This is a genomic window from Mariniflexile sp., from assembly GCF_052728615.1.
This window is the reverse complement of sequence record NZ_JBFVFE010000021.1, coordinates 24,608-48,399: the sequence shown is the minus strand read 5'-3', so window position 1 is coordinate 48,399 and position 23,792 is coordinate 24,608. Positions and strand designations below refer to the sequence as shown.

The following is a 23,792-nucleotide window of genomic DNA, read 5'->3' as shown; positions in this document are numbered from 1 at the left end:
TTGAAATTTCAGCGTGCAAAATTAGACATTTTTATAACAATATCAAAATTAATCGTTTAACGACTTTTTTTAATAGTAGAATAGATGAAATACATACCCTTTTTTATTAAATTCTAAAGTTGGCAAGGGCACTTTTATCATATTGAAAATATCAAAAATAGACCTCAATAACTTAGACTCTGTCTCAATGTTGGACAAATTTACATCTAAACTCAAATAGAATTGGCGGTGCCTTCCAATATTTGTTAACAACTGATTGTCAACATCTTTGATGCCCGTTAACATCCCGTCAGCCCCATATCCCACGGCGATATTCAACCATTTGGGTATGTTTTTTTCCTTAATAAATGAGTGCAAATTGATGCTTAGCCAATACGTTTGACCGTTGTAGTCTTTCAAAACCTGTGCCAAAAGGCCTTCTCCCAACTTATCTGGACGTTGAGATGCGTATTTGGTTTCATGAAATGAGAATTTTAATGCCATACGTTGTTCGTTCCACAGCAATTCTTGCCCCACATAAAGCCCGGTTCCCGAAGCATTTGCTAAAATATCGCCCCAAGAAAAGCCCCATTCTTCGGAAAAACCGTCTAAAATCTCTACCGTTGTTAAAAAACCAAATCCTAAAGTAGCACCATAGATCAGTTGGTCTTTTTCGCTCACACCGCTCCAATTTAACAATTGCGCTCCATGTTTCCCTAACTGATAGGATGTGAACACATGCCCCATCTTGTCCATTTGAAGCCACTCCTTATTATCATTGATGGTATGGAATTTTGAACGCTCATAATCGGCATACCAAAGCTGATTTAAACCAATCAATGTGACACTAACCAAAGATGCTTCGGAAATGGCAACCGCATTTCTGCGTGGTTTATTGAGCGTATCGCTTGGTGTTAAAAACGCATCCAGGTTCGATTGTGAAACTGAAAACAGAGGCAATAAAACAAATAACAGTAGATATTTTATTGCTGAAACAGTCACTATTTATTGATGCCTTGAGATGACAGATATTGCTGGTATTCCCTAGCATTTACATTGTGTTGGGAAAGGGTTTTGGCGAACTTGTGAAACCCAAAACGTTTGGCATCGGCTGCAAAATAAAGGTATTGGTGCTTTTCGTAATTCAAAACCGCATCAATAGCCGATATATCGGGCATGGCGATAAGTCCTGGTGGCAAACCTAAATTTTTATAGGTATTATAAGGAGAGACAATTTCTTTATGCACATTCAAAACCCGCTTGATAACGGTGTTTTCATATTCAGGCAGTTGATACGCCGCAAATTTAAGTGTTGGGTCTGCTTGCAATGGCATGCCAATTCTAATACGGTTCATGTAAACACCTGCAATTCGAGGTTGTTCAGAAGCTTGTTTGGATTCTTCATACACAATGGAAGCCAATGCAATCACTTGATCTCTGGACAACCCGATGGCCTTTGCTTTTTCTTTTCGGGCATCCGTCCAAAAACGGTTATACTCTTTTAGCATGCGTTCCCTGAATTGTTCCGCAGATGTGTTCCAGAAAAACTCATAACTATTAGGCAAATACATCCCTAAAGCAGTGGCTTTATTAAAACTGTTTTCAGCAAAAAAAGAAGGATCTTTCATGGCATTTAACAGCGATATACTATCCGCTTCAATTTGGGAAGCCACCCGTCCTGCCAGTTTTTCAAGGCTTTCCTGATTGTTGAAAGATAATTTAATAGGTAGGTTTTTACTTCGAATGGAATTTATAATGTCGTTGTTGTTCATGCCTTTTGTAATGGCATAGCGTCCCGCTTTTACATTCAGATTATATTTTTTTTGTTTGGCAAGCGCATCAAAAGTCTTGATGTTTTTTAATAAAGGTTCCAACTGTTCCTTAACATCTTCATACGTGGAATTGGTAGCTATCAATACATACGCCGTATCGTTGTTAAACGCTGTGTTGGTATCCATCATGGTTTTGTACACGTAATATGCGAAATAAGAAGCAATGGCAATCCCAATAAACACGATGGCAAGAAGTATCTTTTTTATATACATTTAATTTTTTATAAGCTGGAATAGGTATTCGTTTTTATAGATTCCGTTAACAAGGATCCAATCTTTTTTTAATCCGATATTTTTAAAACCTTGGTTTGAAAACATGTTGATGCTGGCTTCGTTTTCTTCGGAAATATTGCAATATAATTGATGCAAACCTAAATGTGTAAAACTATAATCCACCAATAATTTTAAAGCTTCTTTACCATATCCTTTAGATCGGTCATTCAGTTCCTTAACCAAGATACCGACACCTGCCCTACTGTTTTTAAAGTCGAAATCGAACAGATCGATCATTCCTAAAGCCACATCATCATAGTTGGAAATAACCAGTCGCAATTGCTTGACTTCAAAAATATCCTTGTGCGATTGTTCTAAATACTGCTTTATTATATACTTTGAAAACGGTGTTATGGTATTGCTTATTTCCCAAATGGATTCGTCGTTTTCAATGGTATGGATAAACTCCAAATCTTCAGGCTCCAAGGCACGCAAATAAATATGTTCTCCTTTTAAGGTAATCATAGAATTCCGGAATAAACATAAGTTGCAGGTCCTATAAGCCAAACATTTTTATAAACCCCATTTTCCACATCAAAAGATACTTGCAACTCGCCGCCTTGCACTTTTAAGGTAATCAGGTTTTTATCGGTTTCTTTAAGTGCATGCATCGCTATTGCGACTGCTGTCACACCGGTTCCGCAAGACAACGTTTCATCTTCCACGCCACGCTCGTAGGTTCTAACAGCAAAAATTTGGTCGCTGATTTTCTTTACGAAGTTTACATTGCTACCAGCTTGGTTATACGGCGCTCCGTATCTAATTTTTGCACCTTTTGTTTTGATGTCGAAATTTTCAATGGCTTCTTCAAACTGAACATGATGTGGCGAACCCGTGTTTAAAAACACATGTTGCGGATGTTTTTCAACAGTATCAACATCTTGCATTTGAAGTCTTACTATGCCATTTTCCATACTCGCGTGGTGCAAGCCATCGATGGCCTCAAAAACAGCTTTGTTGCTAATAACGTTTAATTGTTTTGCAAAGGCAACCAAACAACGTCCGCCATTACCGCACATGGAACTTTCGTTTCCATCGGCGTTATAATACACCATTTTAAAATCTAAAGTAGGGTGGTTTTCAAGTAAAATAAGGCCGTCTGCTCCCACACCAAAACGTCTGTCGCACAAAAACGCGATGTGTTTGGTGTCTTTTTTATTGAACGTTTGCTGACGATTATCGATCATCACAAAGTCGTTTCCTGTTCCGTGGTATTTATAAAAAGTCTGTTGCATAATAAAGCACAAATATAAAGAAGTCTTTTAACTTTTTAAGGGCAAACTGGAATTTTGGACAAAGCTTTAAATGGAGGGGTTGGTTTCTCGAAAAATTTTGGGAGAGGTGGTTGTGAGTTATATATAATAAGTAAGTCTGCTAACGAATCGTCATTGCATAAGGCTCGCAATGACGTTTAAAGCGGGTAATTCAATTCCAGTTTCACACCTTCATTGGGTTTGGACCTTAATTCTAAAGTGGCGTTAATTAAAGTAGCTCGACTTTTCATATTGATTAAACCAGAACCTTTTTCAACTTCCTCCATATCAAAACCTTTGCCGTCATCTGTGGCTGTAATAATCAAATTATTGGTTTGGTAATTTAAAATGATATTCAAATTTTTGGCTTGGGAATATTTTACGGAATTTGATAAAAACTCCTGTAGAATCCTAAAAATAATGATTTCGTGTTTTCGGTCGTTAAAATTCACTTTGTCGCCAATAATCTTAAGTTCCGCAGAAGTGAATTTCATCTTTTTGAGTCGGTTCAATTCGTTGGTAATCGATTTTTCAAATCCAATATTAAGCACCACTTCATTGTTCAATGTTTTTGAAAGCATACGCACTTCGGCCAGACTTTCTTTAAGTGCATCACTGGTATCTTTAAATTTTTCCTTTACATCATCAGAAACCTGCATTTTCAAAATACTGAGCTGCATACTGGCAAACGATAATAACTGACCCACATTATCGTGCAATTCCCAACCAATATTTTTTAAGGTTTGTTCTTGGGTTTCAGTTTGTGCTTGTGCTATTTCTGCCTCAAAAGCTTGTTGTCGTTTTATTTGGTCTAACAATAATTTGTTTTTACGCTTTAAAAAAACCACAAAAAAAATGATGACCAAGGTGGTTACAATTACCAAAACGGCAATCATATACACCAATAAATAGCGTTCTGAAGCGGTACTAGCTAATCGTTCTCCGGTTTGCACCATATTAAGGCAAATGTAAAGGTTGAATACATGATGATATTGGCAAATAGATAAATGTATCGTCTTAAATAAATTAAATTCCAATCGTTATTTAGCATATAAATATCATAAAATACCATTGGCGTTATCATTAACCACCAAATAAATATGGCTACACTTATATAAAAATTTAAAGATTTATAAAAAGTTAATATTTTATCGCTTTGTAATATTTCAAAAAAATAAAAACTTGTGCATAAAAATATGATGATAGCTCCTAAAACACTTATAATTGGAAAAAACGTAACAAAGTAGTTTTCCCAATGTGTTACAATATAGATTATTGAAAAAACAAAAAAGATGTATCCACTATATTTTAAAATAATTTTAAACCGTTCTATTGTTATTATTTTATAATAATAAAAAGAAAAAAATATTATTGCGCCAATTTTCCAAAACAAAGTAGTCCACCAGTAGTTTTCTACAAATATGGTTCCCTTTAAAAAGCTTAAAAACCCCCCATTCTTTATATATTTTACATAAGTATTTATAAAATCCCCTAAAGAAAGATAAACTAAAAAGTAAATAAAATATTTAGCTGTTGAAAATTTGTGTTTTTTTAAAACAAATAAACCTGTAACAGCTGCCGTAATTTCTACAAATCTGGTAATTCCATTTTTGTAGTTTAATAAGAAATCTTCCAAAAATACTGTCTAATTATTATACCCTTCTTTACCACCACTTCCTTCATTCAAAGGACTCCCTCCAGGAACATCTTCCTCATTTCCAACAGCGCTACTAAAAAAACTATTGGCTCCGGCACGCGCTTTTTTACCCGTTGGCACCATAAACATGGTGGTTAAATCTTTTTTGCTAACATCGGCATTTTTTCCATAAACCCCTAAATAAACACGAATACCGGTCATTTTATAACCTAAACTATCCGATTGGTGTTTGGCAAAGGCTAAGTAGTTCTCTATATCATCTAAAGACCAATGTGTCCAACGATTGTCTTTATCCCTTCCCTGTTTTTTTGCTGCCGAATCTACAGCGGCCTGCCTAAACTCAGTCCAATTGTCATCTAGTTCCCAAGCTTTTTCAACAGTAATGACCCCTTTAGGCTTTACAATTTTAATGTCTCCATTTTCCATTTGCCTAGGGCAAAAAAAATAAGTGGCCAATGCGCCAATGATAATTCCTAAAATAATATAAGCTATATTTTTCATGCTGTAAATTTAGTTGGTTAATAAATAGCGGTTTAAAAGTACTAAAAAAGTTTTAATAGTAAGGAACAAATCATTTTGAAAACAGAGGAGACACGTTTAAAAACAATCTTTAATTAATCATAAAAACCTCTTATTTTAATTTTGTTTTTGGCTTTGTGGGTTTTGTGTCTTCTTTGTGTACTTTGTGTAATAGTTATTCCACAAAGATTCACAAAATTTTACACGAAGTCACACAAAGATTCCCAGTCTCTACAAACAATTTCATGTTGGAAAGCCTAACATAGCACCCATGCCCACGGTAAACAACCAGCTTCCATATATGGCATGTTCTATTGAAACCAAAAGCGTTGACTTTGTTTTGTTGAAAGTAAACGCAAAAAGCAAGCCGCCTAAAAAGGTCATGATGAGTACCAAACCATTTTTGAAAAACAGATGTGCCAATGAGAACAATATAGCATTTACAAAAATAAATAATGATTCGTTTTTGAATAGGTATTTATAGCGTTTAAAAAAGAAGGTTCGGTAAAGCAATTCTTGGGGATAGACCGAAAAAAAGATGTATATAAGCATAAACAGCACCCACATTTTTGGTTTATTGACCACTACTTCAAATAAAGCTCGCTTATCTGTAAACCAAACAAAACCTGTTGTTAAAAAAGCAATCAGTAAAAATTTGATGAGCGTTTCTTTCCAAAAGCGTTTCCAATGTAAGTTTGGCGCTATTCTAAATGTTTCATTTTCAACCTTTAATAACATATAAATAACGTATAGAAATCCTAGGGAACCAATCGATAATTTTATCCAAGGTGCATAAGGGAATACAAAACTTATGGGCAAAAGAATAAAAATGAGAAATAATTCGATGCTTTTATAGATTGTTGAATTCATTTTGTCGAAAATTCGTGTATATTTTTTCCCTTTGGGGAAATCGCAGATTCAACGATTCCATAGAATAATAAACAAGAGTTAAATGTCCGAAGGACAAAGGGGCTTTTAAAAACCAATCGCTGTGGTGTGCTTTACTTCATTGATTACAAACATACTATGTGTACTGCCAATATGATTGATGGAAGTCAGTTTTTTTACCATAAACTCACGAAAGGCCACCATATCCTTCACAATCACTTTCAACAAATAGTCGTAATCGCCACTTATATGGTAACATTCCAATACTTCGGTTAAATTGGCGACTTCCTTTTCAAATTTCATCACATAATCTTGCGTGTGCTGAATGAGCTTGATATGGCAAAACGCCACAAAGGATTTATCAACTTGCTCCTTATTCACTAAAGCGACATATTTATTTACAAACCCTTCTTTTTCGAGCTTTTTAATGCGTTCGTAAACCGCTGTAACGGACAGATTTAATTTGTTTGAAAGCGCTTTGTTGGTTTGTTTGCTATCGGTTTGCAAAAATTCCAATAGCTTTTTATCAGTAGCATCAAATACCATCATAGAAAATTTTTCGTTGAAATATCCATTTTTTTGAAATTTACAATTATATTTTCTAATTTTTGAATATTCTATGGTTTTATAATCCAAATAACCAGACAAACATTGTTTTTTAATCTATAATTATTCAATTTTGTTAGATAAACAATACGATATATTATGGCTTTTAAACCCGCAAACCGCATTCAGGATTTACAATATTTTGGAGAATTTGGAGGTGTTAATCCTTCTATTTCAGATTCCTCCACTTACACGTTTCTTTCAGCTAAAACCATGTTCGATACGTTTGAAGGAAATGCAGATGGCTGTTATTTGTATTCACGCCACTCCTCGCCTTCCAATTTGTATTTAGGCGAAGCGCTTGCCGCAATGGAAGGCACGGAAACCGCCAATGTTTCCGCTTCAGGTATGGGCGCCATTACACCCGTATTGATGCAATTATGCGGTGCAGGCGACCATATAATTTCCAGTAGAACCATTTACGGAGGCACGTATGCGTTTTTGAAAAACTTTTTACCGCGTTTTCAAGTCCAAACGGCTTTTGTGGATATTACCAAACTAGACGTTGTAGAAGCTGCCATAACAAAAAATACCAAGGTTTTATACTGTGAATCGGTTAGTAATCCGCTTTTGGAAGTTGCTGATATTCGAGGGTTGGCAGCCATAGCCAAAAAACACCAGTTAAAATTGGTTGTTGACAATACGTTTTCGCCATTATCCATTTCCCCAGCTGTTTTGGGAGCGAATATCGTCATTCACAGTTTGACTAAATTTATTAATGGCTCTAGTGATACCGTTGGCGGTGTGGTCTGTGGCACACAAGAATTGATTAACGAGCTGCGAAATGTAAACCACGGGGCATCGATGCTGTTGGGTTCCACCATGGATAGTTTACGAGCGGCCTCTGTTTTGAAAAACTTACGAACACTTCATATCAGGATGCAACAACACAGTAAAAACGGCTTGTTTTTGGCGCAAAAATTTGAAGCGGATGGCTTAAAAACAGTCTATCCTGGTTTAGAATCGCACCCTTCCCATGAATTATTTAAAAGTATGATGAATGCGCAATATGGTTTTGGAGGCATGTTGACCATTGATGTGGGTTCTTTGGAAAAAGCCAATGAATTGATGGAACTGATGCAAAACCGCAACTTAGGATATTTGGCCGTTAGTTTAGGGTTTTACAAAACGCTGTTTAGTGCCCCGGGGACTTCAACATCATCTGAAATACCTGAAAATGAGCAAAAAGAAATGGGTTTAAGTGATGGATTGATTCGTTTCTCCATTGGTTTGGATGATGACATTGAGCGTACTTATGAGATGATGAATGGCTGTATGAAAGAGCTTGGTATTTTAGTCATGTCAAAATGAGGCACGATTGAGACATCGCATTATCAAGATTGACATACAATCAATATTATATGATTTCTCCTAAGGTAGAAATGACTTAAATTCCTAAATGCCTTTTAACCATATCCAAAAAGTTGGTGTACACCATTGCTGTCTTGTTGAATGCGCCCTCTAATTGCTAAATGGATAAAAAAGTGGTGTCCTGCCTATTCTCTTTCCTAAAACCACTTTACAACAAGCAGCAACCAAAACACTTTGGTGCAAGTGAATCCATTAATGCTGTAAATTGAAGCAACAAAAGTACACATAAAACCCATTTGCATACATGCAGGTAAAATCGTAACATTACCATTTTAAAAACTTCAATCATTATGCAAAGCCAAGAAATAAAGCCTACACATCCGGAAGACGAACATATTGTTGAAAACAAAGAACTTAACATTTGGGAAGCTTTAATCCCTGTTTTCGCATTGGTTGGCATGCTTGCCTATAATGTTTACACTTTTGGTAGCGATGCTTTAAGTGGTTCCAACCAATTTGTGTTGTTACTTGGTGGAGCGGTAGCAGCTATTGTTGGCCTGTTTAATAAGGTAACATTTGACCAAATGATGGAAGAAGTGGCCGAAAACATCAAATCCACCGCCGGTGCCATTCTTATTTTACTCATGGTAGGGGCATTGGCAGGAACCTGGTTAATAAGCGGCATTATACCCACCATGATTTATTACGGACTCCATATTTTAAACCCTACTATTTTTCTACCGGCAAGTGTGATTATTTGTGCAATTATATCCGTTGCCACAGGAAGTTCTTGGACTACCTCTGCCACGGTGGGCATTGCTTTAATTGGCATTGCCGATGCTTTGGGAGTGCCGTTGGGAATGACGGCAGGTGCCATAATTTCCGGAGCTTATTTTGGAGATAAAATTTCCCCCATGAGCGACACCACCAATTTGGCGCCTGCCATGGCGGGAACCGATTTGTTTACGCACATCCGCTACATGCTTTACACTACAACGCCCACCATTACCATTGCCCTAATCGTTTTTATTGTTTTAGGATTAAACTTAGATACTACTGGCGTTGCCGATAGCCACGAAATATCCGAAGCCGTGAGCGCTGCCATCAATATTAGCCCTTGGTTATTTATTGTACCCATATTGGTCATTGTTTTAATCATAAAAAAAACATCTCCTTTAATCGCACTTCTAATAGGTACTTTATTGGGCGGTGTATTCGCCTTAATATTTCAACCCAGCATCGTAACTGCCATAGGTGGTGGCACGCACTTAGATTTCTCAACGGGCTATAAAGGCATTATGAACGCCATAACAATTGAAACTTCCATTCCCACAGAAAATGAGGCTCTAAAAGGCTTGTTTACCGCAGGTGGCATGAGTAAAATGCTAGGGACCATCTGGCTTATCCTAAGTGCTATGGTTTTTGGTGGCATTATGGACGCTATTGGCGCATTAACCACTATAAGCAAAGCGTTACTGAAATTGTTCCATACAACATTCGGACTTTTTACAAGCACTGTGGCCAGTTGTTTAGCACTTAATATTACGGCAAGCGACCAGTATTTAGCGATTGTAGTTCCCGGAAAAATGTACGCTCAAGCTTTTAAAGATAAAGGTCTTGCTCCAGAAAATCTATCAAGAACATTAGAAGACAGCGGTACCGTAACCTCTGCCTTGGTGCCTTGGAACACGTGTGGCGCTTACCAAAGCAGTGTTTTGGGTGTTGATACCCTTGATTATGCTGGCTATGCTGTTTTTAACTGGCTAAGTCCGTTTATGACGCTGTTATTTGCAGCGTTTTCAATTAAAATCAGGCAAATAGCTTTAAAAATAAATTAAATTTATAAATATTGACTAAAATAATAGTTAATATCTATAATCAAATAAATAATAAAAATTTTATTTCCCCCTTAAATTCCTATTCTGCTTTATATTTGCAGCAACGAAAATTTATAACATTCAAATATAAAATAACATGACATTAGTAGGAAAAAAATTCCCAAATTTAAACGTGGACGCCATGAACGACATGGGAGATACTTTTAAAGTAAACGCTCTTGAAGAAGCTGTGAACAACAAGAAAAAAGTACTTTTATTTTGGTACCCAAAAGATTTCACTTTTGTATGCCCAACAGAATTACATGCTTTTCAAACGGCATTAGGTGAGTTTGAAAAACGCAATACCATTGTAATTGGAGCTTCTTGTGATACCCCCGAGGTTCATTTTGCGTGGTTAAACACTTCAAAGGATAACGGCGGTATTGAAGGCGTTACCTATCCAATACTTGCAGATAGTAACAGGAATTTGTCAAACATATTAGGTATTCTTGACATTAGCAATGAAAGATACGATGATGAAACTGGCATACTTCAAGTAGATGGAGACAACGTTACTTACAGAGCCACCTATATTATTGATGAAGAAGGTACCGTACAACATGAAAGCATCAATAATATGCCAATAGGTAGAAATGTAAATGAGTATTTGCGTTTAATTGATGCCTTAACCCATGTGCAAGAAAAAGGTGAAGTATGCCCTGCAAACTGGGAAGAAGGAAAACAGGCAATGAATGCGAACAGAATTGGGACCGCAGAATATTTATCGGCTCACGTAAACTGAAAAAAATGCTTCAAGAATTGGAAAATGACAACTTGCAAGACATAGTTGCTAAAAACGATACGGTAGTTGTGCAATATTCAGCCACTTGGTGCGGTAACTGTAGGATCATGAAGCCCAAAGTAAAAAAATTGGCTTCAGAATATGAAAACATCACATTTGTTATAGCTGATGCTGAAAAATTCCCGGAATCAAGAAAATTAGCTACTGTGGATAATTTACCTACGTTCGCTACTTTTAAAAACGGAACTTTTGTAAACCAGGTCCAAACAAATAAATTTGAAGTACTTAAAGAACTTGTTGAAGAAGTTATATAGTCATTATTTATTAATAAACTAAAACTAGTTTCTTCCCTTCGGGAAGACGGAAGATGGGATGAAGTTACCGGTAATTAAACATTTAACACAGTTTATTGAAGAAAACGACGAAGATTTTCTTATTGAAACCATAGAAACCCTTGAAAGTCTAACAGAGGTGTCATCATTAAAAGATGAAGAACTGGATGTTATTGGAGAACTTCTATCTAACATGTACGGTGCTATAGAAGTTAACAAAATGATTAAAGAGGGCACTCCAAAAAAAGAAGCTTTAAATACGTTCATGTCTCGGGTATTGGGTTCTATTGACAAATAAATTTATCAAAGGTTACTTATGCGCAAGGCTTTTTTTGGAACCATGTAGGTATCTTTGAAAAACAAATTGGCATAAACTAAAAACCTGAGTTCGACATAAGAATTAGTGCACACTATTGATAATCAGAAGTTTAATAATTTTGTCATTGCGAGGCAACAGATAAAAAAATTTATCAAGCGATATTGTTGACAATTAAATTGAATTTGAAACTGAAAATTTGAAAATATGGATTGTCCCCTAGAGGGGACTTTAGGGGTGTTTTTAAAATTTGAGTAATATTTAAATATTTGAAAATCAAATATATAAAATACTTGTAAAGGGTAGCATAACTGAGAAACAAAATATATTTTGTTTAGAAAATAACAAGTGAAACTTGTTGAAAGCTTCAAATTACAGACTATCGAATAGGTCTCAACTGCGCTGGACCGGACAAGTAGCATTTTTCACTTTTTAAACCTCTTATGAACAGGGATTACTACCCTTGTTTTCTAATTTCCACATGATGTGGATACGGAATGTCAATACCAGCATTATCAAGAGCTTCTTTTACATTTTCGGTAATGCCAAAGTAAACCGCCCAATAATCTTCGGAGTTACACCAAGGTCGCACAGCAAAATTGATGGAACTGTCCGCTAACGCAGAAACATTTACGGTAGGCGCGGGTTCTTTTAAAACTTTTGGATGGGAAGTTAAAACATCCATTAAAACCTCTTTCGTTTTTTTGATATCAGAATCGTATCCGACCCCAAAGGTTAAATCTACTCTACGAACCCCTTCAGTGGTATAATTAATAATGTTCCCATTTGATAAGGCGCCATTGGGAATGATAATTTCTTTATTTGATAGACCTGTTAGTTTGGTTGTGAAAATTTCTATGTGTTTTACAACGCCCATTTCGCCTTGGGCTTCAATTAAATCGCCAATTTTAAAAGGTTTAAAAACCATAATCAATACACCGCCGGCAAAATTACCCAACGAGCCTTGAAGCGCTAAACCAACGGCTAAACCTGCAGCGGCAATAATGGCGGCAAACGAGGTTGTTGGCACCCCTAAAGTACCGAGAAGTGTTATGATTAATAATATTTTAAGTCCCCAACTCAGAAGATTTATCAGGAACTTTTGAAGACTCTCATCATAATTGCTAGTCGTCATTACCTTTCGGGTTGCCTTCAGGATTTTTTTAATGATCCAAGCGCCAACAATCCAAATAACAATGGCTCCAATTATTTTTAGTCCGTATTCAGTAGCTAATACCATCCATTTTTCTGTGTCAATATTTTCCAAGTCCATAATTCTATTTAAGTTATTAATGTTTAAAGTTTAGTATATGAAAAAATATCGTATTATTAAAATAATTACAAGTATTGACCCCTCCGCCTATCGGCATACCGAAAATTCGGCACAAGCTCTCCCCTTGAAAAAAGGGGAGGAATTATTTAACCGACTTGTTTTTAATGGTTTGAGATTAATTAAACTTTTTCATGTGTTTATATTTATTGTTTTTTATTGGTCATCCCGATAGCTCCTATCGGGACTTCCATATAATCATTCCTTTGGGTATCGAAATTTAGTTATTGAAGTTTCATGTACTTAATGTTTAAAGTTAAAAACTTTACAAGCAAACAGCAGTAAAACAATAGTTAAGTTTTATAGAAAACAACTGATTAAAGCGATAATGGCAGGGACTGTTTGTGCATATAAATTTTTTATTTGCTTTGTAGAGTAAGACCCATGCATGCCCGCAATAGTCACGCAAACAAGAAAAAAACAGCCACTTTTGTATCATTCTGAATGATTGAAAAGAGCAAACCTGCCGCTAAAAACCCATTGTACAATGCTTGATTGGCAGCTAGCACTTTTGTTTCTTCCGCAAATGCTTTGGATTTTAATCCAAATGCTTTAATGGTTTTCGGTTTGGTCCAAAAAAACAGTTCCAATATCAAAAAATAAACGTGTTCCAAGGCAACAAAAACAATCAAAAAGGTTGTTATAATGGTCATTCCTTTAATAGTTCAATAGCTTTATTCACATCCGTTACTGGTAGTTTGCAGGCTTTGTTCACGCACACATAAATGAATGTTTCTTTTGGGTTATACCGGTTTTCCAACAAGGGTAAATTATTTTCGTCGGTGCTGCCAGCTATGAGTTTGTTGGGAATGTACGTTTTATTTAATTCAAACAATTTTTCTTTGGCATCATCACCAACAATGGCCACTTCGTAAAACGGAAAGGCATAATTCATCATTAAATCCAGCCAATTTGAATAACTGGATGGATATTCCTGAATTTCTGGTTTCACATTGTTTAAAACGGTTATGGCGGTAGTTGCATATTGCTCGTTATCAAAATAATGCGATAATTTAAAGAGGTTTTTCGCCATAATGGAATTGCTTGCAGGAATCACATTATCGCGATATTCAATAGGTCTAGAAACCAACGATTCATCTAAATTGGATGTGTAAAAAAACATGTTGCTGGTAGCATCAAAAAAGTGTGTGAACGTATAATCCGTTAACTCTTTAGCCGTGGTGAGCCATTTTTCGTTAAGGGTCACTTCATAAAGTGTTAAAAAGGCATCAATGGTGGTGGCATAATCTTCAAGATAGCCATTAATAGTGCTTTGACCGTATTTATAACTGTGGTTTAAACCGCCATCTTTTCTAATTTGGTTGTATTTTATAAAAGCGGCATTTTTCTCTGCAGCGTATAGATGGTCTTTGTCATTAAAAACTCTGTAGGCATCCACATACCCTTTAAGCATCAACGCGTTCCAAGAGGTTAAGGTTTTGTTGTCTAATCTAGGTTTTGATCTATTGTTTCTAACGTTGAAAAGAATTTCTTTCCATTTTTTTGCTTTTTCGTTTAATGAATCCTGGGTTATATTGTGTTTATTAATGATGGTGGAATCCGCATCTTTTCTAATCAATACATAGTTATCGTGTTCCCAAAGTCCGTAATTGTTAATGTTGTAATAATCCGCAAACAATTCAAAATCATCTTTTAAAAGCGACTTTAGTTTTTCATCTTTCCACACGTAAAAAGCGCCTTCTTCCAACTTACCTTCAGGGTTGTTGCTGTCAGCATCCAACGACGAATAAAATGCGCCGTTTTCAGCGGTCATCTCCCGATTTACATAATTTAAGGTTTCGGTAACAACATTTTTATACAAGTCATTTTTTGTGACGAGATAAGCGTCTGAATAAAGGCTCACTAATTGGGCATTATCATAAAGCATTTTCTCAAAGTGCGGTACGTGCCATTTGCTATCTGTGGAATATCTGGAAAAGCCGCCGCCAATTTGGTCGAAAACACCTCCATACGCCATTTTTGTAAGCGTTAAATTAACATAATCCAGTAATTTTTCGTCATTGGTTTGATAGGCGTACCGCAATAAAAAATGATAGTTGTTGGGCATCATAAACTTTTGTGGTCCACGCATGCCACCATCCGTATTATCAAATTGGGCGGACCAATTTCCAAGGGCTTTTTCAATAAATATTTTTTCAAAAACAGGTTCGTCTGTGTTTAAGGTTACAACATCCAATGATTTGATTCCCTGTTCTAATTTATCGGCATAATCGTAAAGCTTTTTTGGATTATCATTATACAATTTTGAAATTTGGTTCAAAGCACTAACCCATGCTTCTTTTTTAAAGTAGGTACCGCCCCAAACGGGTCTGCCGTCTGGTAACGCAATAACGTTTAAAGGCCAACCACCGCTTCCCGTCATTAGCTGAACGGCGTTCATGTAAACTTGGTCCACATCGGGTCGTTCTTCCCTATCTACTTTTATGTTTACAAAGTTTTTGTTCATTACCTGTGCCACCAAACTATCTTCAAAACTTTCATGTTCCATAACATGGCACCAGTGGCAGGATGCGTACCCAATACTAATAAGCATGAGTTTTTTTTCCTCTTTCGCCTTAGCCAAAGTTTTGTCGTTCCAAGCGTTCCAGTTAACCGGGTTATGGGCGTGTTGAAGCAAATAAGGGCTCGTTTCATTAATCAAATCATTAGTGAATGGGTGTTCCATAATTTCTTTATTCTGGCCTTTGCAACTTACCATACAAACAATTAATAGAAATAAGATGTTTTTCATGTGTCTTTCTTATTTTTTATCGGTCACACCTGACTTCAGGCATACACGTTCTGCTTCCATATAATGGTTCCTTGGGTATAGAAAACTGGTTATGGAAGTTTCATAACCCAAAGTTAGCGAAAATTAGGTATAAAAAAAGCGTCCGGATTACGAACGCTAAAATTTGTTTTTAAAAGCAGATTCATTCTACTTCAAAAGTGATCTTTACATTAACTCTAAATTCGGTTAATTCGCCGTTAGAAACGTTGGCGCTATGGTCCTTAACATATACGGAGCGGATATTCTTTACACTTTTTGAAGCATGTTTTACTGCTTTTCTAGTAGCATCTTCCCAACTTTTATCTGAATTTGCTAATACTTCAATTACTTTTAATACTGACATGGTTATGGTTTTTTAAATTTATAATAATTTCAATTTCCTTAAAGATAGCTATTTTTTTTGACAAAACTAAAGTTTTAAAATCATGACACCAGGGCAAACGCGAAGTTTATTTACCGCTAATTCGCGAATTTTTTAATTAATTTTGATTGTGAATAGACCGCTTCAAGCAGAATTTGCGCAAATTTATTCATCAACCATATTAATAAAATATAAATTTTAAAGAAAAAATCCGCGACACGAGCCTGAAAGAGCGAACTGCCGAAGCAATTTGCGGTTGTTTTTTTACTCATGCGTTTGCCTTGATCATGACACTACGAAAAAATGTATGCCATCCAAGCTTATTTCAAATGAAGATAAAAGGATTTATCCATTAATGGCTTCTACCATTTCTACTTTACCGGGCATCATTTCTTTCAGCATATTTTCTATACCACTTTTTAAAGTATAGGTGGACGATGGGCAACCGCTGCAAGCCCCTTGAAGCATCACGCTCACGTTTTTGCTTTCGGCATCATACGATATAAATTGGATGTTGCCACCATCGCTCGCCACTGCAGGCTTCACGTATTCCTCAAGAATATTAATGATTTCCTTAGAAATATCATCTAAACCTTCATACTGATTATCTAATTGGGAAGTCGATTTTTTTAAAGATTCGGCGGCATGCGGCAGTACCACATCCTTTCCGTTTTCAATGTAGTTTCTAATAAACTCACGCAATTCGATGGTAATGTCTTGCCATTCCGTGATGTCGTATTTAGTGATGGATACGTAGTTTTCATCTATAAAAACACTTTTCACAAACGGAAAATGAAATAACTCGGTTGCTAAAGGCGATAATTTGGCTTCGTCAATGGAAGTGAATTCAAAAAGTGCCGCCACTATTTTTTTGTTGGCAACAAACTTCATTACCGAAGGGTTTGGTGTGCTTTCAGCATATACGGTAACCGGTACTTTTTTGGCTTGCGCAGTTTCTTCAATAACCATACCGCCATCATTTAAATAAGCTTCAATTTGTTCAGCAACTTCGTCTTGTACATCGCTCCACTCAACAATACTGTAACGTTCTACAGCAATAAAATTACCAGAGATGTACACTTTTTTCACAAAAGGCAAATAGAATAATTGTTGAGCCAATGGCGATGGCTTCGCTTCGTCTATACTGTTAAATTCAAAACTTTGGTGTTTTGTTATAAACTCGTTTACTTCGAATTTAATGATCGCATTATTGGATGTTTCTTGCACGGAAACCTTGAAAGTATTCATTTCAGCTAATTTTTTACAAAAATACTAAAAGAAAACTTTAGTTATCCATATATTTGAGTTTAGTTGCCTTATCAGGGCTGAAAGGATAAAGTTAAGATTTATCCTTTTTTATGTGTAATTTTTTATGAATCAAGCCGTTTGTATGAAACTAAGCTGCTGAGACTAAGTGTATGAAGTTTAAAAATATTTTGATGGTGGCCATGGGCTTTTTGTTCGCGCATGTTGCATATACGCAGGAAGGTTTGCCTATATATACCGATTATCTTACGGATAATTATTATTTGATCCACCCTTCCATGGCCGGGGCAGCCAACTGCAGTAAAATTAGATTAACAGCACGCCAACAATGGTTTGGGCAAGAAGACGCTCCCAAACTTTTAACTTTGAGCGTCAATGGAAGAATTGGGGATTCCCCATCTGGTATTGGCGGTATTTTATATACGGATAAAAATGGCTACCACTCGCAAAATGGAGCGTATGCCACTTATGCGCACCATTTAATGTTTTCAAGAAGCGAAGCGGATTTGAATATGCTGTCTTTTGGTTTAAGTGCTGGATTTATTCAGTATCGATTGGACGAAACCTCGTTTTTGTTTGATGGGCCAGACCCCATAATAGACGGTATTGTTCAAAATCAGACCAATTTTAATATGGATTTTGGGTTTTCATATCAATTTCTTGATTTTTATGCCCATGGTACCGTTAAGAATGTATTGGAGAATTCAGGAATTAACAAAGACACTAATATAACCAGCAATTTACGGCGCTACTTGCTTTCGGTGGGAAATGTGTTTAGTAAATATGGCAGTGCATGGAGTTATGAGCCTTCTGTAATGTTCCAGTTTAGAGACGCCACAAAAGAGGCGTCCATTGACGTTAACGCAAAAGTGTACAAAGAAATGCAATTTGGTAAACTGTGGGGAGGCTTATCTTATAGAAATAGCTTTGATGGTGCAGAATATACCCGCTCAGGAAGTGTAAACAGCCAACGATTACAACAAATTACACCTATTTTAGGGATTAATTACAACGAATTTATGGTTGCTTACAATTACACCTATCAATCCAATTCGGTGGTATTTACAAACGGTGGTTTTCATCAATTTACGCTAGGGTATAATTTTAATTGTAGACGGGAACCTTACGATTGTAATTGTCCTGCGGTTAATTAAAATTGAATCTATTTTCATTGCGAGGAGGTACGACGTAGCAATCTTTTCGTTTTGAACTAAATTCTTAATTCAGAAGTTTAAAATTATAAAATATCCAAAGTTTTGAAAACCTTTCTGGTTTATTTTGTTTGATTTAATACCTACAAGGTCAAAATAAGACCTTGCAGGATATAAAAGAACTTCTTATTTCCAAGTGTACTGTTTCTTTTTAGCTTGTTCTTTAATGGCTTTGGTCATGGCACTTTCCAATCCGTTTTGGTTTTCTGTTTTCTGTTCAGAGATATAGACTTTGCGTTTTGCATTCAGTGCTTGTATTTTATTTTGAATGTGTTCGCGCTCTTTCTTCTTGGCCGAGATATAGTTTTTAATTTCAGTAGCCGATTTTCCTTTTAATTCTTCAGGCAACGCATCCTCTTTCAAACTTTCAACCGAAACTTCTTTTAGCTCAACAGCATCCACCAAGTCCCAAGTTTCATTTTTATATAAATGCGAACTTTTGCTTACCGTTCTGCTTACGGCATTTGCCTTACTGTAACCTTGTGCATTGCTATCTTGTTCTGCTTGTAGTGCCATTTTCTGTTTTCCCATGGTCCCATAAATCACATAGGTTTTGTTTAATTTCTGATTAAGGATTAGAATGGCATCATCATAAGGCGATACGATATGCACGGTGGTTTTGTTTTGGTTAATGGCCATATAATCGCCGTTTGTTAAGGCAGCACCATCTTTCCAAAACGTTGAAATACCTTGATTGTAATCGCCACAAAAAATAGTGTTGATGGTAACGTCTTTTTCTTTAGCGTTTGTGGAAGCGTCTTTGTAATTTACTTTTCCTTGTGTAAAAGGTTCATTTCCTGCAATGAAAATAAGTTTTAAATCATCTGCATTTTTCCCCCAGTCCAATTGGTTTAATGAGGTTTGGATGACTTGTCCGCAATATTCCTCGCCACCATTTGTGGTCAATGAGAATAACTCTTTTGAGATTTCATCCAAATCGTTGCTAAAAGCCAGCACTTGCCGAATATAACCTTCGGCACTATTTAATCTGTCATTGCCATACTCATACAGCGCAATTTCCAAATTGGGTTTATTGGCGCCACATTTCGCGTACGATAGTTCGTTTACAATATCCCAAAGTTGGGCTTTTGCCTGGTCTATTAATCCGTCCATACTATTGCTTGTGTCCAGTAAAAGTGCCACTTTAATAAATTGTTTGCTTGGGGCGTGTGTTGTTGTTTCCGCATGGGCGTAATTGTTGGGTTGTTTTTTGCTGTGGGCGTTGCAAGCCGCAAAACCTATGAATGCCATACCCAATAGAAATGTTTTAAAATGTGTTTTCATGATGTTTTTGTTTTTATGGTTCATACCGTAAATCTAAACCCAACATAATTCTTAAAAAAAGCAGAATGAGTAAACAACAGCGTTCAATGAGTGTATGATGCCATTAAATGCGAGAACGTATGCTTTTAACATTAAAACGTCCTCATTTTGTAAAATCTCCATTTTATTTTATCAAGTAAAGTGCGTAAGTTTATCTATTATTAGAGTAAGATGCGATTAGCAATTAAAAAAATATGGTTTGTAGTTATACTGTTTTGCGCCACATGTGTGTTGGCGCAAAGGAATGATAACGCGCCAAAGTTTACCGTTAGGGGTTCGGTGGTTGAAAGTAAAACCAATGATCCCATCGCAAATGTAAATATTGAAGTCAACGGCGGATCTTACACCACAACCGATTCTGGTGGTAATTTTAGAATTGAAGCCAAAAAAGGTGACGAGCTGACCATTAAGCACAAAGATTTTGAAACCGTTTATTACACCATCCTAAATAGCGAACGCATTAAAGTGGAGGTACAGCCGAGTATGGAAGCCATTCAATATTCTAAAAAGAAGTTTTCAAGAACGAATCCCGAGTTGTTTAAATCGCTTATTGATTCCGCCGAAGTATATTTAAAAAAAGATGCCAAAAAAAGTATCCCCTTTATTGAAAAAGCGTTGGCAACTGGTAATTCTGCGAAAGAAAATGGGGAAGCCTATGAAGTTTTGGGCGATATTTATTTGCACTGGAAACAGTTTGATTTAGCGGTTTCCAACTACCGAATCAGCATCCAAAACAACAGCAACAATACCGTTAAATTAAAACTGGCAAACGCTTATAAACAGAATAACAGCTATCAAGAGAGTCTTCAAATTTACAATGCTATCAACAAAAAGGAATTGTCAAATTATCAATTGGTGGAATTGTACGAAGGATTGGGCGATGTAAATCTCTCAACAAAATCCTATCAATCGGCTATAAATGCGTATAATGAAGGCTTAAAAGTGGCACAAAAGCATTTGATTTCCCCTAAAGTAACCGACTTAAATTCTAAAATAGCGCAAGTTTATAATGCCAAAGGGGAAACCCAAAAGGCTGAAGGTTTTTTTGATCAATCCTTAAAACTCGCCAACAGTCAGAATAAAAAAAGGGCCGTAGAGGAAAAAATTAAAATAGCTGATTTTAAGAATGAAACCAACAATTACTCAAGTGAAATTCAACTAAGAAAAGAAGTTTTAAAACAAATAAATGAGATACAAAAGGACTCTGTTTTTAATAACGAAAGCCCTTTAACGCCACAAAAACAAAATTATAAAATAGGAAATGCGTATGCGTCCCAAAGAGATTATGTGAATGCCATACCTTATTTGAAAAAAAGTATTGAAGAAGCCGACACCAAAGAGGATTTAATCGTTCAAAAAGATGCCACCAGAAAACTTTCGGAAGTGTATAGAGACGCCGGAGAGTTTGATAAAGCACTTATAGCTTACCAAAGTTATGTGGATCTTGTGGATAAACTATATTCAAAAAAAGAACAGGAAATATCGCAAGCGGCTCGGTTTAGTAAGGATATTGTGGCGAAACAAAACAGAATCCTAAGTTTGGAGAGCGATAGGGCGTTATCTGAAAGCAAATACGAGCTTAATTTAGAACAAGCAAAACGCCAAAAACTTATTATTTATTCATTAATTGTAGGCGTGATACTGTTATTGGTTGCCGGATTTTTAATGTTTAAGTACATCAAGCAACAACGATTGGCAAATAATTTATTGGCATTAAAAAGTTTGAGAAGCCAAATGAATCCGCATTTTATTTTCAATGCCTTAAACTCGGTAAACAGTTTTATAGCATCCAATGATGAACGGACCGCCAATAAATATCTGACCGATTTTTCATTATTGATGCGTGCCGTTTTGGAAAATAGCGAGGAAGATTTTATTCCTCTGGAAAAGGAAATCGCACTTTTGGAACTATACACCAAACTGGAACATTTTAGGTTTCAGGATAAGTTTGATTATACCATTACTATTGATGAAAACATCCATCTAAACGATTTTGTAATTCCGCCCATGTTGTTGCAACCCTATATAGAAAATGCCGTTTGGCATGGGTTGCGATACAAAAAATCGAAAGGCCGATTAGAGATTGTTATTTCGCAAACCAGTCCTGAAGAAATCAAAATTACGATTATTGATGATGGCATAGGAAGAGAAAAATCGAAAGCTTTAAAAACCGAAAACCAGAAAAAACAAAACCCAAAAGGCATGGGCAATATCAAAAAACGGGTGTCAATTTTAAATGCCATGTACAAAGATAAAGTGGATGTGTTTATTGATGATTTTCAAGATGAAGAGGACAGAGGAACGAGGGTAGTTGTAACGCTTAAGAAGGATTAAAAGCCTCCCTAGCCCTCCAAAGGAGGGAACTGTTACGATAATGATCTTTTTAGTATAGAAAGCAATAAATAATAAAAATATAAAATAAGTAACACCTTATGAAGTTAACATCCATAATAGTTGAAGACGAAGAAACCAGCAGAGAGATCCTTAAAAACTATCTTAAAAAATACTGCCCAAACGTATCAGTAATTGGCGAAGCTTCAAACGTTGAAGAAGCTTTGGTTTTAATACGGAACAACCCATTGGATTTGGTGTTTCTGGATGTGGAAATGCCCTATGGCAATGCCTTCGATCTGCTCGACAAGGTAGGTGATATCAATTTCGAAACCATTTTTGTAACCGCCTATAACCATTATGCTCTGGATGCCTTAAATGCCCATGCCTCGTATTATTTGATGAAACCGATTTCCATAGACGAACTTATTAAAGCAGTGGATTATGTTACCGAAATAAAAACCAAGGAAGACGCCCTTCAATACCAAGTGCTGGTGCCAAAAACCAATAGCGTCCATGGAAAAATAACCATTCCGCAATTGGATGGGTTTGAAGTTATCAATACTTCGGATATTTTATATTGTAAAGCCGACGATAATTATACCGAAATCCATCTCAATACCAACAAGAGAAAAATAGTAAGTAAGACGTTAAAATACTTTGAGGATATTCTAATTGATTGTAGTTTTGCAAGAGTGCACAAATCGTATTTAGTAAACGTAAACGAGGTTGTAAAATACGTTAAAGGAAAGGGCGGAAGTGTGGTGCTAAGCAACGGAAAGGAAATCATGGTTTCTGCCTCCAGAAAGTCAGAGCTTTTATCGTATTTCCAATAAATTCCTACGAAAGCAGGAATCTCATCAATAAGACCCAAAACTAGCCACGAATACACGAATGATTTTCTTGAATATTCGTGTATTCGTGGCGTAATTTAAATCAAAATATAAAATTAACCAAAAAGGGATTTCCTAATCTTTTCATGAGATTCCTTTTTTCAAAGGAATTAAAAATGCCAGTAATAAAACCAGTTAACGGAAAATCTCCTCAAATACCAGACGATTGTTTTGTGGCCGAAAACGCCACCATTGTGGGCGATGTACAAATGGGAAGCCAATGCAGTGTATGGTTTAGTGCCGTAGTTCGTGGCGATGTCAACTACATAAAAATGGGCAATAAAGTAAACGTGCAAGACGGTGCGGTTATACACGCCACTTACCTAACAGCACCCACCAACATAGGCAATAACGTATCCATTGGGCATAACGCCATCGTGCACGGGTGCACCATTCACGACAACGTTTTGGTAGGTATGGGAAGCATTATTATGGACGATTGCGTTATTGAAAGCAACAGCATTATTGCCGCAGGCGCGGTAGTAACCCAAAAAACCAGGGTAGAATCAGGCAGCATTTATGCAGGCGTTCCAGCCAAAAAAGTGAAAGACATCAGTCAGGAACTCATCTCCGGGCAAATAGACCGTATTGCCAATAATTACATAAAATATTCAGGTTGGTTTAAAGAGTCTTAATTCCTTTGAATCCCGATAGATCGGGAAGGAATCTCTTTTTATTTGAGCGTTACCACAAGGGCAATA

Annotated in this window: 23 protein-coding genes and 1 pseudogene; 9 read left to right on the top strand and 15 right to left on the bottom strand. The window is 36.3% G+C overall.

The window, feature by feature from the left end; all coding sequences use genetic code 11:
• Window positions 1–69: 69 nt before the first annotated feature.
• From ACU1LP_RS09795 to ACU1LP_RS09755, 9 genes are all read right to left on the bottom strand, one after another.
• Window positions 70–981 (bottom strand): DUF2279 domain-containing protein, encoded by a 912-nt coding sequence (locus tag ACU1LP_RS09795; RefSeq protein ID WP_445731807.1) that lies wholly within the window; start codon window positions 979–981, stop codon window positions 70–72.
• The gene (mltG, locus tag ACU1LP_RS09790) at window positions 981–2,024 is read right to left on the bottom strand and encodes an endolytic transglycosylase MltG (RefSeq protein ID WP_445731806.1); all 1,044 of its coding nucleotides are present in this window, start codon (window positions 2,022–2,024) and stop codon (window positions 981–983) included. The genes ACU1LP_RS09795 and mltG overlap by 1 nt, the downstream gene beginning before the upstream one ends.
• Entirely contained in the window at window positions 2,025–2,549 is a 525-nt protein-coding gene (locus ACU1LP_RS09785) for a GNAT family N-acetyltransferase (RefSeq protein ID WP_445731805.1), read from the bottom strand. It lies immediately after the preceding gene.
• Window positions 2,546–3,319, bottom strand: coding sequence for a diaminopimelate epimerase (dapF, locus tag ACU1LP_RS09780; protein WP_445731804.1), 774 nt, complete (start codon window positions 3,317–3,319; stop codon window positions 2,546–2,548). The genes ACU1LP_RS09785 and dapF overlap by 4 nt, the downstream gene beginning before the upstream one ends.
• A gap of 176 nt (window positions 3,320–3,495) precedes the next feature.
• On the bottom strand, window positions 3,496–4,293 hold the full coding sequence (locus ACU1LP_RS09775) for a sensor histidine kinase (RefSeq protein ID WP_445731803.1): 798 nt from the start codon (window positions 4,291–4,293) through the stop codon (window positions 3,496–3,498).
• The gene (locus tag ACU1LP_RS09770; protein WP_445736169.1) at window positions 4,269–4,973 is read right to left on the bottom strand and encodes a hypothetical protein; all 705 of its coding nucleotides are present in this window, start codon (window positions 4,971–4,973) and stop codon (window positions 4,269–4,271) included. Before ACU1LP_RS09770 ends, ACU1LP_RS09775 begins: the two co-directional genes overlap by 25 nt.
• Before the next feature lie 9 nt (window positions 4,974–4,982).
• A complete protein-coding gene (locus tag ACU1LP_RS09765; protein WP_445731801.1) occupies window positions 4,983–5,495 on the bottom strand; it encodes a hypothetical protein in 513 nt (170 codons plus the stop codon).
• 261 nt (window positions 5,496–5,756) lie between these two features.
• On the bottom strand, window positions 5,757–6,383 hold the full coding sequence (locus ACU1LP_RS09760; protein ID WP_445731800.1) for a CPBP family intramembrane glutamic endopeptidase: 627 nt from the start codon (window positions 6,381–6,383) through the stop codon (window positions 5,757–5,759).
• A gap of 105 nt (window positions 6,384–6,488) precedes the next feature.
• On the bottom strand, window positions 6,489–6,947 hold the full coding sequence (locus ACU1LP_RS09755; protein WP_445731816.1) for an Lrp/AsnC family transcriptional regulator: 459 nt from the start codon (window positions 6,945–6,947) through the stop codon (window positions 6,489–6,491).
• 159 nt (window positions 6,948–7,106) lie between these two features.
• Between ACU1LP_RS09755 and ACU1LP_RS09750 the strand changes: the two genes are divergently transcribed.
• The 5 genes from ACU1LP_RS09750 (at window position 7,107) to ACU1LP_RS09730 (ending at window position 11,567) form a co-directional block, all read left to right on the top strand.
• On the top strand, window positions 7,107–8,318 hold the full coding sequence (locus ACU1LP_RS09750; RefSeq protein WP_445731799.1) for an aminotransferase class I/II-fold pyridoxal phosphate-dependent enzyme: 1,212 nt from the start codon (window positions 7,107–7,109) through the stop codon (window positions 8,316–8,318).
• Between the two features lie 350 nt (window positions 8,319–8,668).
• Window positions 8,669–10,156 carry a Na+/H+ antiporter NhaC gene (nhaC, locus tag ACU1LP_RS09745; RefSeq protein ID WP_445731798.1) on the top strand — a complete coding sequence of 496 codons (1,488 nt, stop codon included), beginning with the start codon at window positions 8,669–8,671 and terminating at the stop codon, window positions 10,154–10,156.
• Between the two features lie 136 nt (window positions 10,157–10,292).
• The gene (locus ACU1LP_RS09740) at window positions 10,293–10,937 is read left to right on the top strand and encodes a peroxiredoxin (RefSeq protein ID WP_445731797.1); all 645 of its coding nucleotides are present in this window, start codon (window positions 10,293–10,295) and stop codon (window positions 10,935–10,937) included.
• A 5-nt stretch (window positions 10,938–10,942) separates the two neighbouring features.
• Window positions 10,943–11,251: a thioredoxin family protein gene (locus ACU1LP_RS09735; protein ID WP_445731796.1), complete on the top strand. Its 309-nt coding sequence runs from the start codon at window positions 10,943–10,945 to the stop codon at window positions 11,249–11,251.
• A gap of 58 nt (window positions 11,252–11,309) precedes the next feature.
• Window positions 11,310–11,567 carry a DUF6952 family protein gene (locus ACU1LP_RS09730; RefSeq protein WP_445731795.1) on the top strand — a complete coding sequence of 86 codons (258 nt, stop codon included), beginning with the start codon at window positions 11,310–11,312 and terminating at the stop codon, window positions 11,565–11,567.
• A gap of 475 nt (window positions 11,568–12,042) precedes the next feature.
• Here ACU1LP_RS09730 and ACU1LP_RS09725 read toward each other — a convergent pair whose 3' ends face one another.
• The 5 genes and pseudogenes from ACU1LP_RS09725 to ACU1LP_RS09705 form a co-directional block, all read right to left on the bottom strand.
• Entirely contained in the window at window positions 12,043–12,858 is an 816-nt protein-coding gene (locus tag ACU1LP_RS09725; RefSeq protein ID WP_445732071.1) for a mechanosensitive ion channel family protein, read from the bottom strand.
• Window positions 12,859–13,215: 357 nt separating this feature from the next.
• Window positions 13,216–13,568: pseudogene (locus ACU1LP_RS09720) on the bottom strand (DUF1304 domain-containing protein).
• A complete protein-coding gene (locus ACU1LP_RS09715) occupies window positions 13,565–15,667 on the bottom strand; it encodes a thioredoxin domain-containing protein (RefSeq protein ID WP_445736168.1) in 2,103 nt (700 codons plus the stop codon). Before ACU1LP_RS09715 ends, ACU1LP_RS09720 begins: the two are co-directional and overlap by 4 nt.
• Before the next feature lie 181 nt (window positions 15,668–15,848).
• Window positions 15,849–16,049 carry a dodecin family protein gene (locus ACU1LP_RS09710; RefSeq protein ID WP_445736167.1) on the bottom strand — a complete coding sequence of 67 codons (201 nt, stop codon included), beginning with the start codon at window positions 16,047–16,049 and terminating at the stop codon, window positions 15,849–15,851.
• 363 nt (window positions 16,050–16,412) lie between these two features.
• Entirely contained in the window at window positions 16,413–17,315 is a 903-nt protein-coding gene (locus ACU1LP_RS09705) for a NifU family protein (protein WP_445736166.1), read from the bottom strand.
• Window positions 17,316–17,485: 170 nt separating this feature from the next.
• Between ACU1LP_RS09705 and ACU1LP_RS09700 the strand changes: the two genes are divergently transcribed.
• Entirely contained in the window at window positions 17,486–18,487 is a 1,002-nt protein-coding gene (locus ACU1LP_RS09700) for a PorP/SprF family type IX secretion system membrane protein (RefSeq protein WP_445736165.1), read from the top strand.
• 183 nt (window positions 18,488–18,670) lie between these two features.
• Here ACU1LP_RS09700 and ACU1LP_RS09695 read toward each other — a convergent pair whose 3' ends face one another.
• Window positions 18,671–19,828 (bottom strand): vWA domain-containing protein, encoded by a 1,158-nt coding sequence (locus ACU1LP_RS09695; protein ID WP_445736164.1) that lies wholly within the window; start codon window positions 19,826–19,828, stop codon window positions 18,671–18,673.
• 210 nt (window positions 19,829–20,038) lie between these two features.
• On the opposite strand from ACU1LP_RS09695, the gene ACU1LP_RS09690 reads away from it, so the two are divergent.
• The 3 genes from ACU1LP_RS09690 (at window position 20,039) to ACU1LP_RS09680 (ending at window position 23,726) form a co-directional block, all read left to right on the top strand.
• Entirely contained in the window at window positions 20,039–22,201 is a 2,163-nt protein-coding gene (locus tag ACU1LP_RS09690; protein ID WP_445733531.1) for a histidine kinase, read from the top strand.
• A 98-nt stretch (window positions 22,202–22,299) separates the two neighbouring features.
• Complete coding sequence (locus ACU1LP_RS09685; protein ID WP_445733172.1) at window positions 22,300–23,034, top strand: LytR/AlgR family response regulator transcription factor; 735 nt, start codon at window positions 22,300–22,302, stop codon at window positions 23,032–23,034.
• 173 nt (window positions 23,035–23,207) lie between these two features.
• A complete protein-coding gene (locus ACU1LP_RS09680; RefSeq protein ID WP_445733530.1) occupies window positions 23,208–23,726 on the top strand; it encodes a gamma carbonic anhydrase family protein in 519 nt (172 codons plus the stop codon).
• Window positions 23,727–23,792: the final 66 nt, after the last annotated feature.

What these genes read in the sequence shown, in the direction of transcription:
- ACU1LP_RS09710 (WP_445736167.1), bottom strand. Translation starts at nt 16,049, where the DNA reads ATGTCAGTATTAAAAGTAATTGAAGTATTAGCAAATTCAGATAAAAGT.
- ACU1LP_RS09715 (WP_445736168.1), bottom strand. Translation starts at nt 15,667, where the DNA reads ATGAAAAACATCTTATTTCTATTAATTGTTTGTATGGTAAGTTGCAAA.
- ACU1LP_RS09690 (WP_445733531.1), top strand. Translation starts at nt 20,039, where the DNA reads ATGCGATTAGCAATTAAAAAAATATGGTTTGTAGTTATACTGTTTTGC.
- ACU1LP_RS09705 (WP_445736166.1), bottom strand. Translation starts at nt 17,315, where the DNA reads ATGAATACTTTCAAGGTTTCCGTGCAAGAAACATCCAATAATGCGATC.
- nhaC (WP_445731798.1), top strand. Translation starts at nt 8,669, where the DNA reads ATGCAAAGCCAAGAAATAAAGCCTACACATCCGGAAGACGAACATATT.
- ACU1LP_RS09685 (WP_445733172.1), top strand. Translation starts at nt 22,300, where the DNA reads ATGAAGTTAACATCCATAATAGTTGAAGACGAAGAAACCAGCAGAGAG.
- ACU1LP_RS09765 (WP_445731801.1), bottom strand. Translation starts at nt 5,495, where the DNA reads ATGAAAAATATAGCTTATATTATTTTAGGAATTATCATTGGCGCATTG.
- ACU1LP_RS09775 (WP_445731803.1), bottom strand. Translation starts at nt 4,293, where the DNA reads ATGGTGCAAACCGGAGAACGATTAGCTAGTACCGCTTCAGAACGCTAT.
- ACU1LP_RS09785 (WP_445731805.1), bottom strand. Translation starts at nt 2,549, where the DNA reads ATGATTACCTTAAAAGGAGAACATATTTATTTGCGTGCCTTGGAGCCT.
- ACU1LP_RS09695 (WP_445736164.1), bottom strand. Translation starts at nt 19,828, where the DNA reads ATGAAAACACATTTTAAAACATTTCTATTGGGTATGGCATTCATAGGT.
- ACU1LP_RS09735 (WP_445731796.1), top strand. Translation starts at nt 10,943, where the DNA reads ATGCTTCAAGAATTGGAAAATGACAACTTGCAAGACATAGTTGCTAAA.
- ACU1LP_RS09680 (WP_445733530.1), top strand. Translation starts at nt 23,208, where the DNA reads ATGCCAGTAATAAAACCAGTTAACGGAAAATCTCCTCAAATACCAGAC.
- ACU1LP_RS09750 (WP_445731799.1), top strand. Translation starts at nt 7,107, where the DNA reads ATGGCTTTTAAACCCGCAAACCGCATTCAGGATTTACAATATTTTGGA.
- ACU1LP_RS09700 (WP_445736165.1), top strand. Translation starts at nt 17,486, where the DNA reads ATGAAGTTTAAAAATATTTTGATGGTGGCCATGGGCTTTTTGTTCGCG.
- ACU1LP_RS09760 (WP_445731800.1), bottom strand. Translation starts at nt 6,383, where the DNA reads ATGAATTCAACAATCTATAAAAGCATCGAATTATTTCTCATTTTTATT.
- ACU1LP_RS09730 (WP_445731795.1), top strand. Translation starts at nt 11,310, where the DNA reads ATGAAGTTACCGGTAATTAAACATTTAACACAGTTTATTGAAGAAAAC.
- ACU1LP_RS09755 (WP_445731816.1), bottom strand. Translation starts at nt 6,947, where the DNA reads ATGGTATTTGATGCTACTGATAAAAAGCTATTGGAATTTTTGCAAACC.
- ACU1LP_RS09725 (WP_445732071.1), bottom strand. Translation starts at nt 12,858, where the DNA reads ATGGACTTGGAAAATATTGACACAGAAAAATGGATGGTATTAGCTACT.
- ACU1LP_RS09740 (WP_445731797.1), top strand. Translation starts at nt 10,293, where the DNA reads ATGACATTAGTAGGAAAAAAATTCCCAAATTTAAACGTGGACGCCATG.
- mltG (WP_445731806.1), bottom strand. Translation starts at nt 2,024, where the DNA reads ATGTATATAAAAAAGATACTTCTTGCCATCGTGTTTATTGGGATTGCC.
- dapF (WP_445731804.1), bottom strand. Translation starts at nt 3,319, where the DNA reads ATGCAACAGACTTTTTATAAATACCACGGAACAGGAAACGACTTTGTG.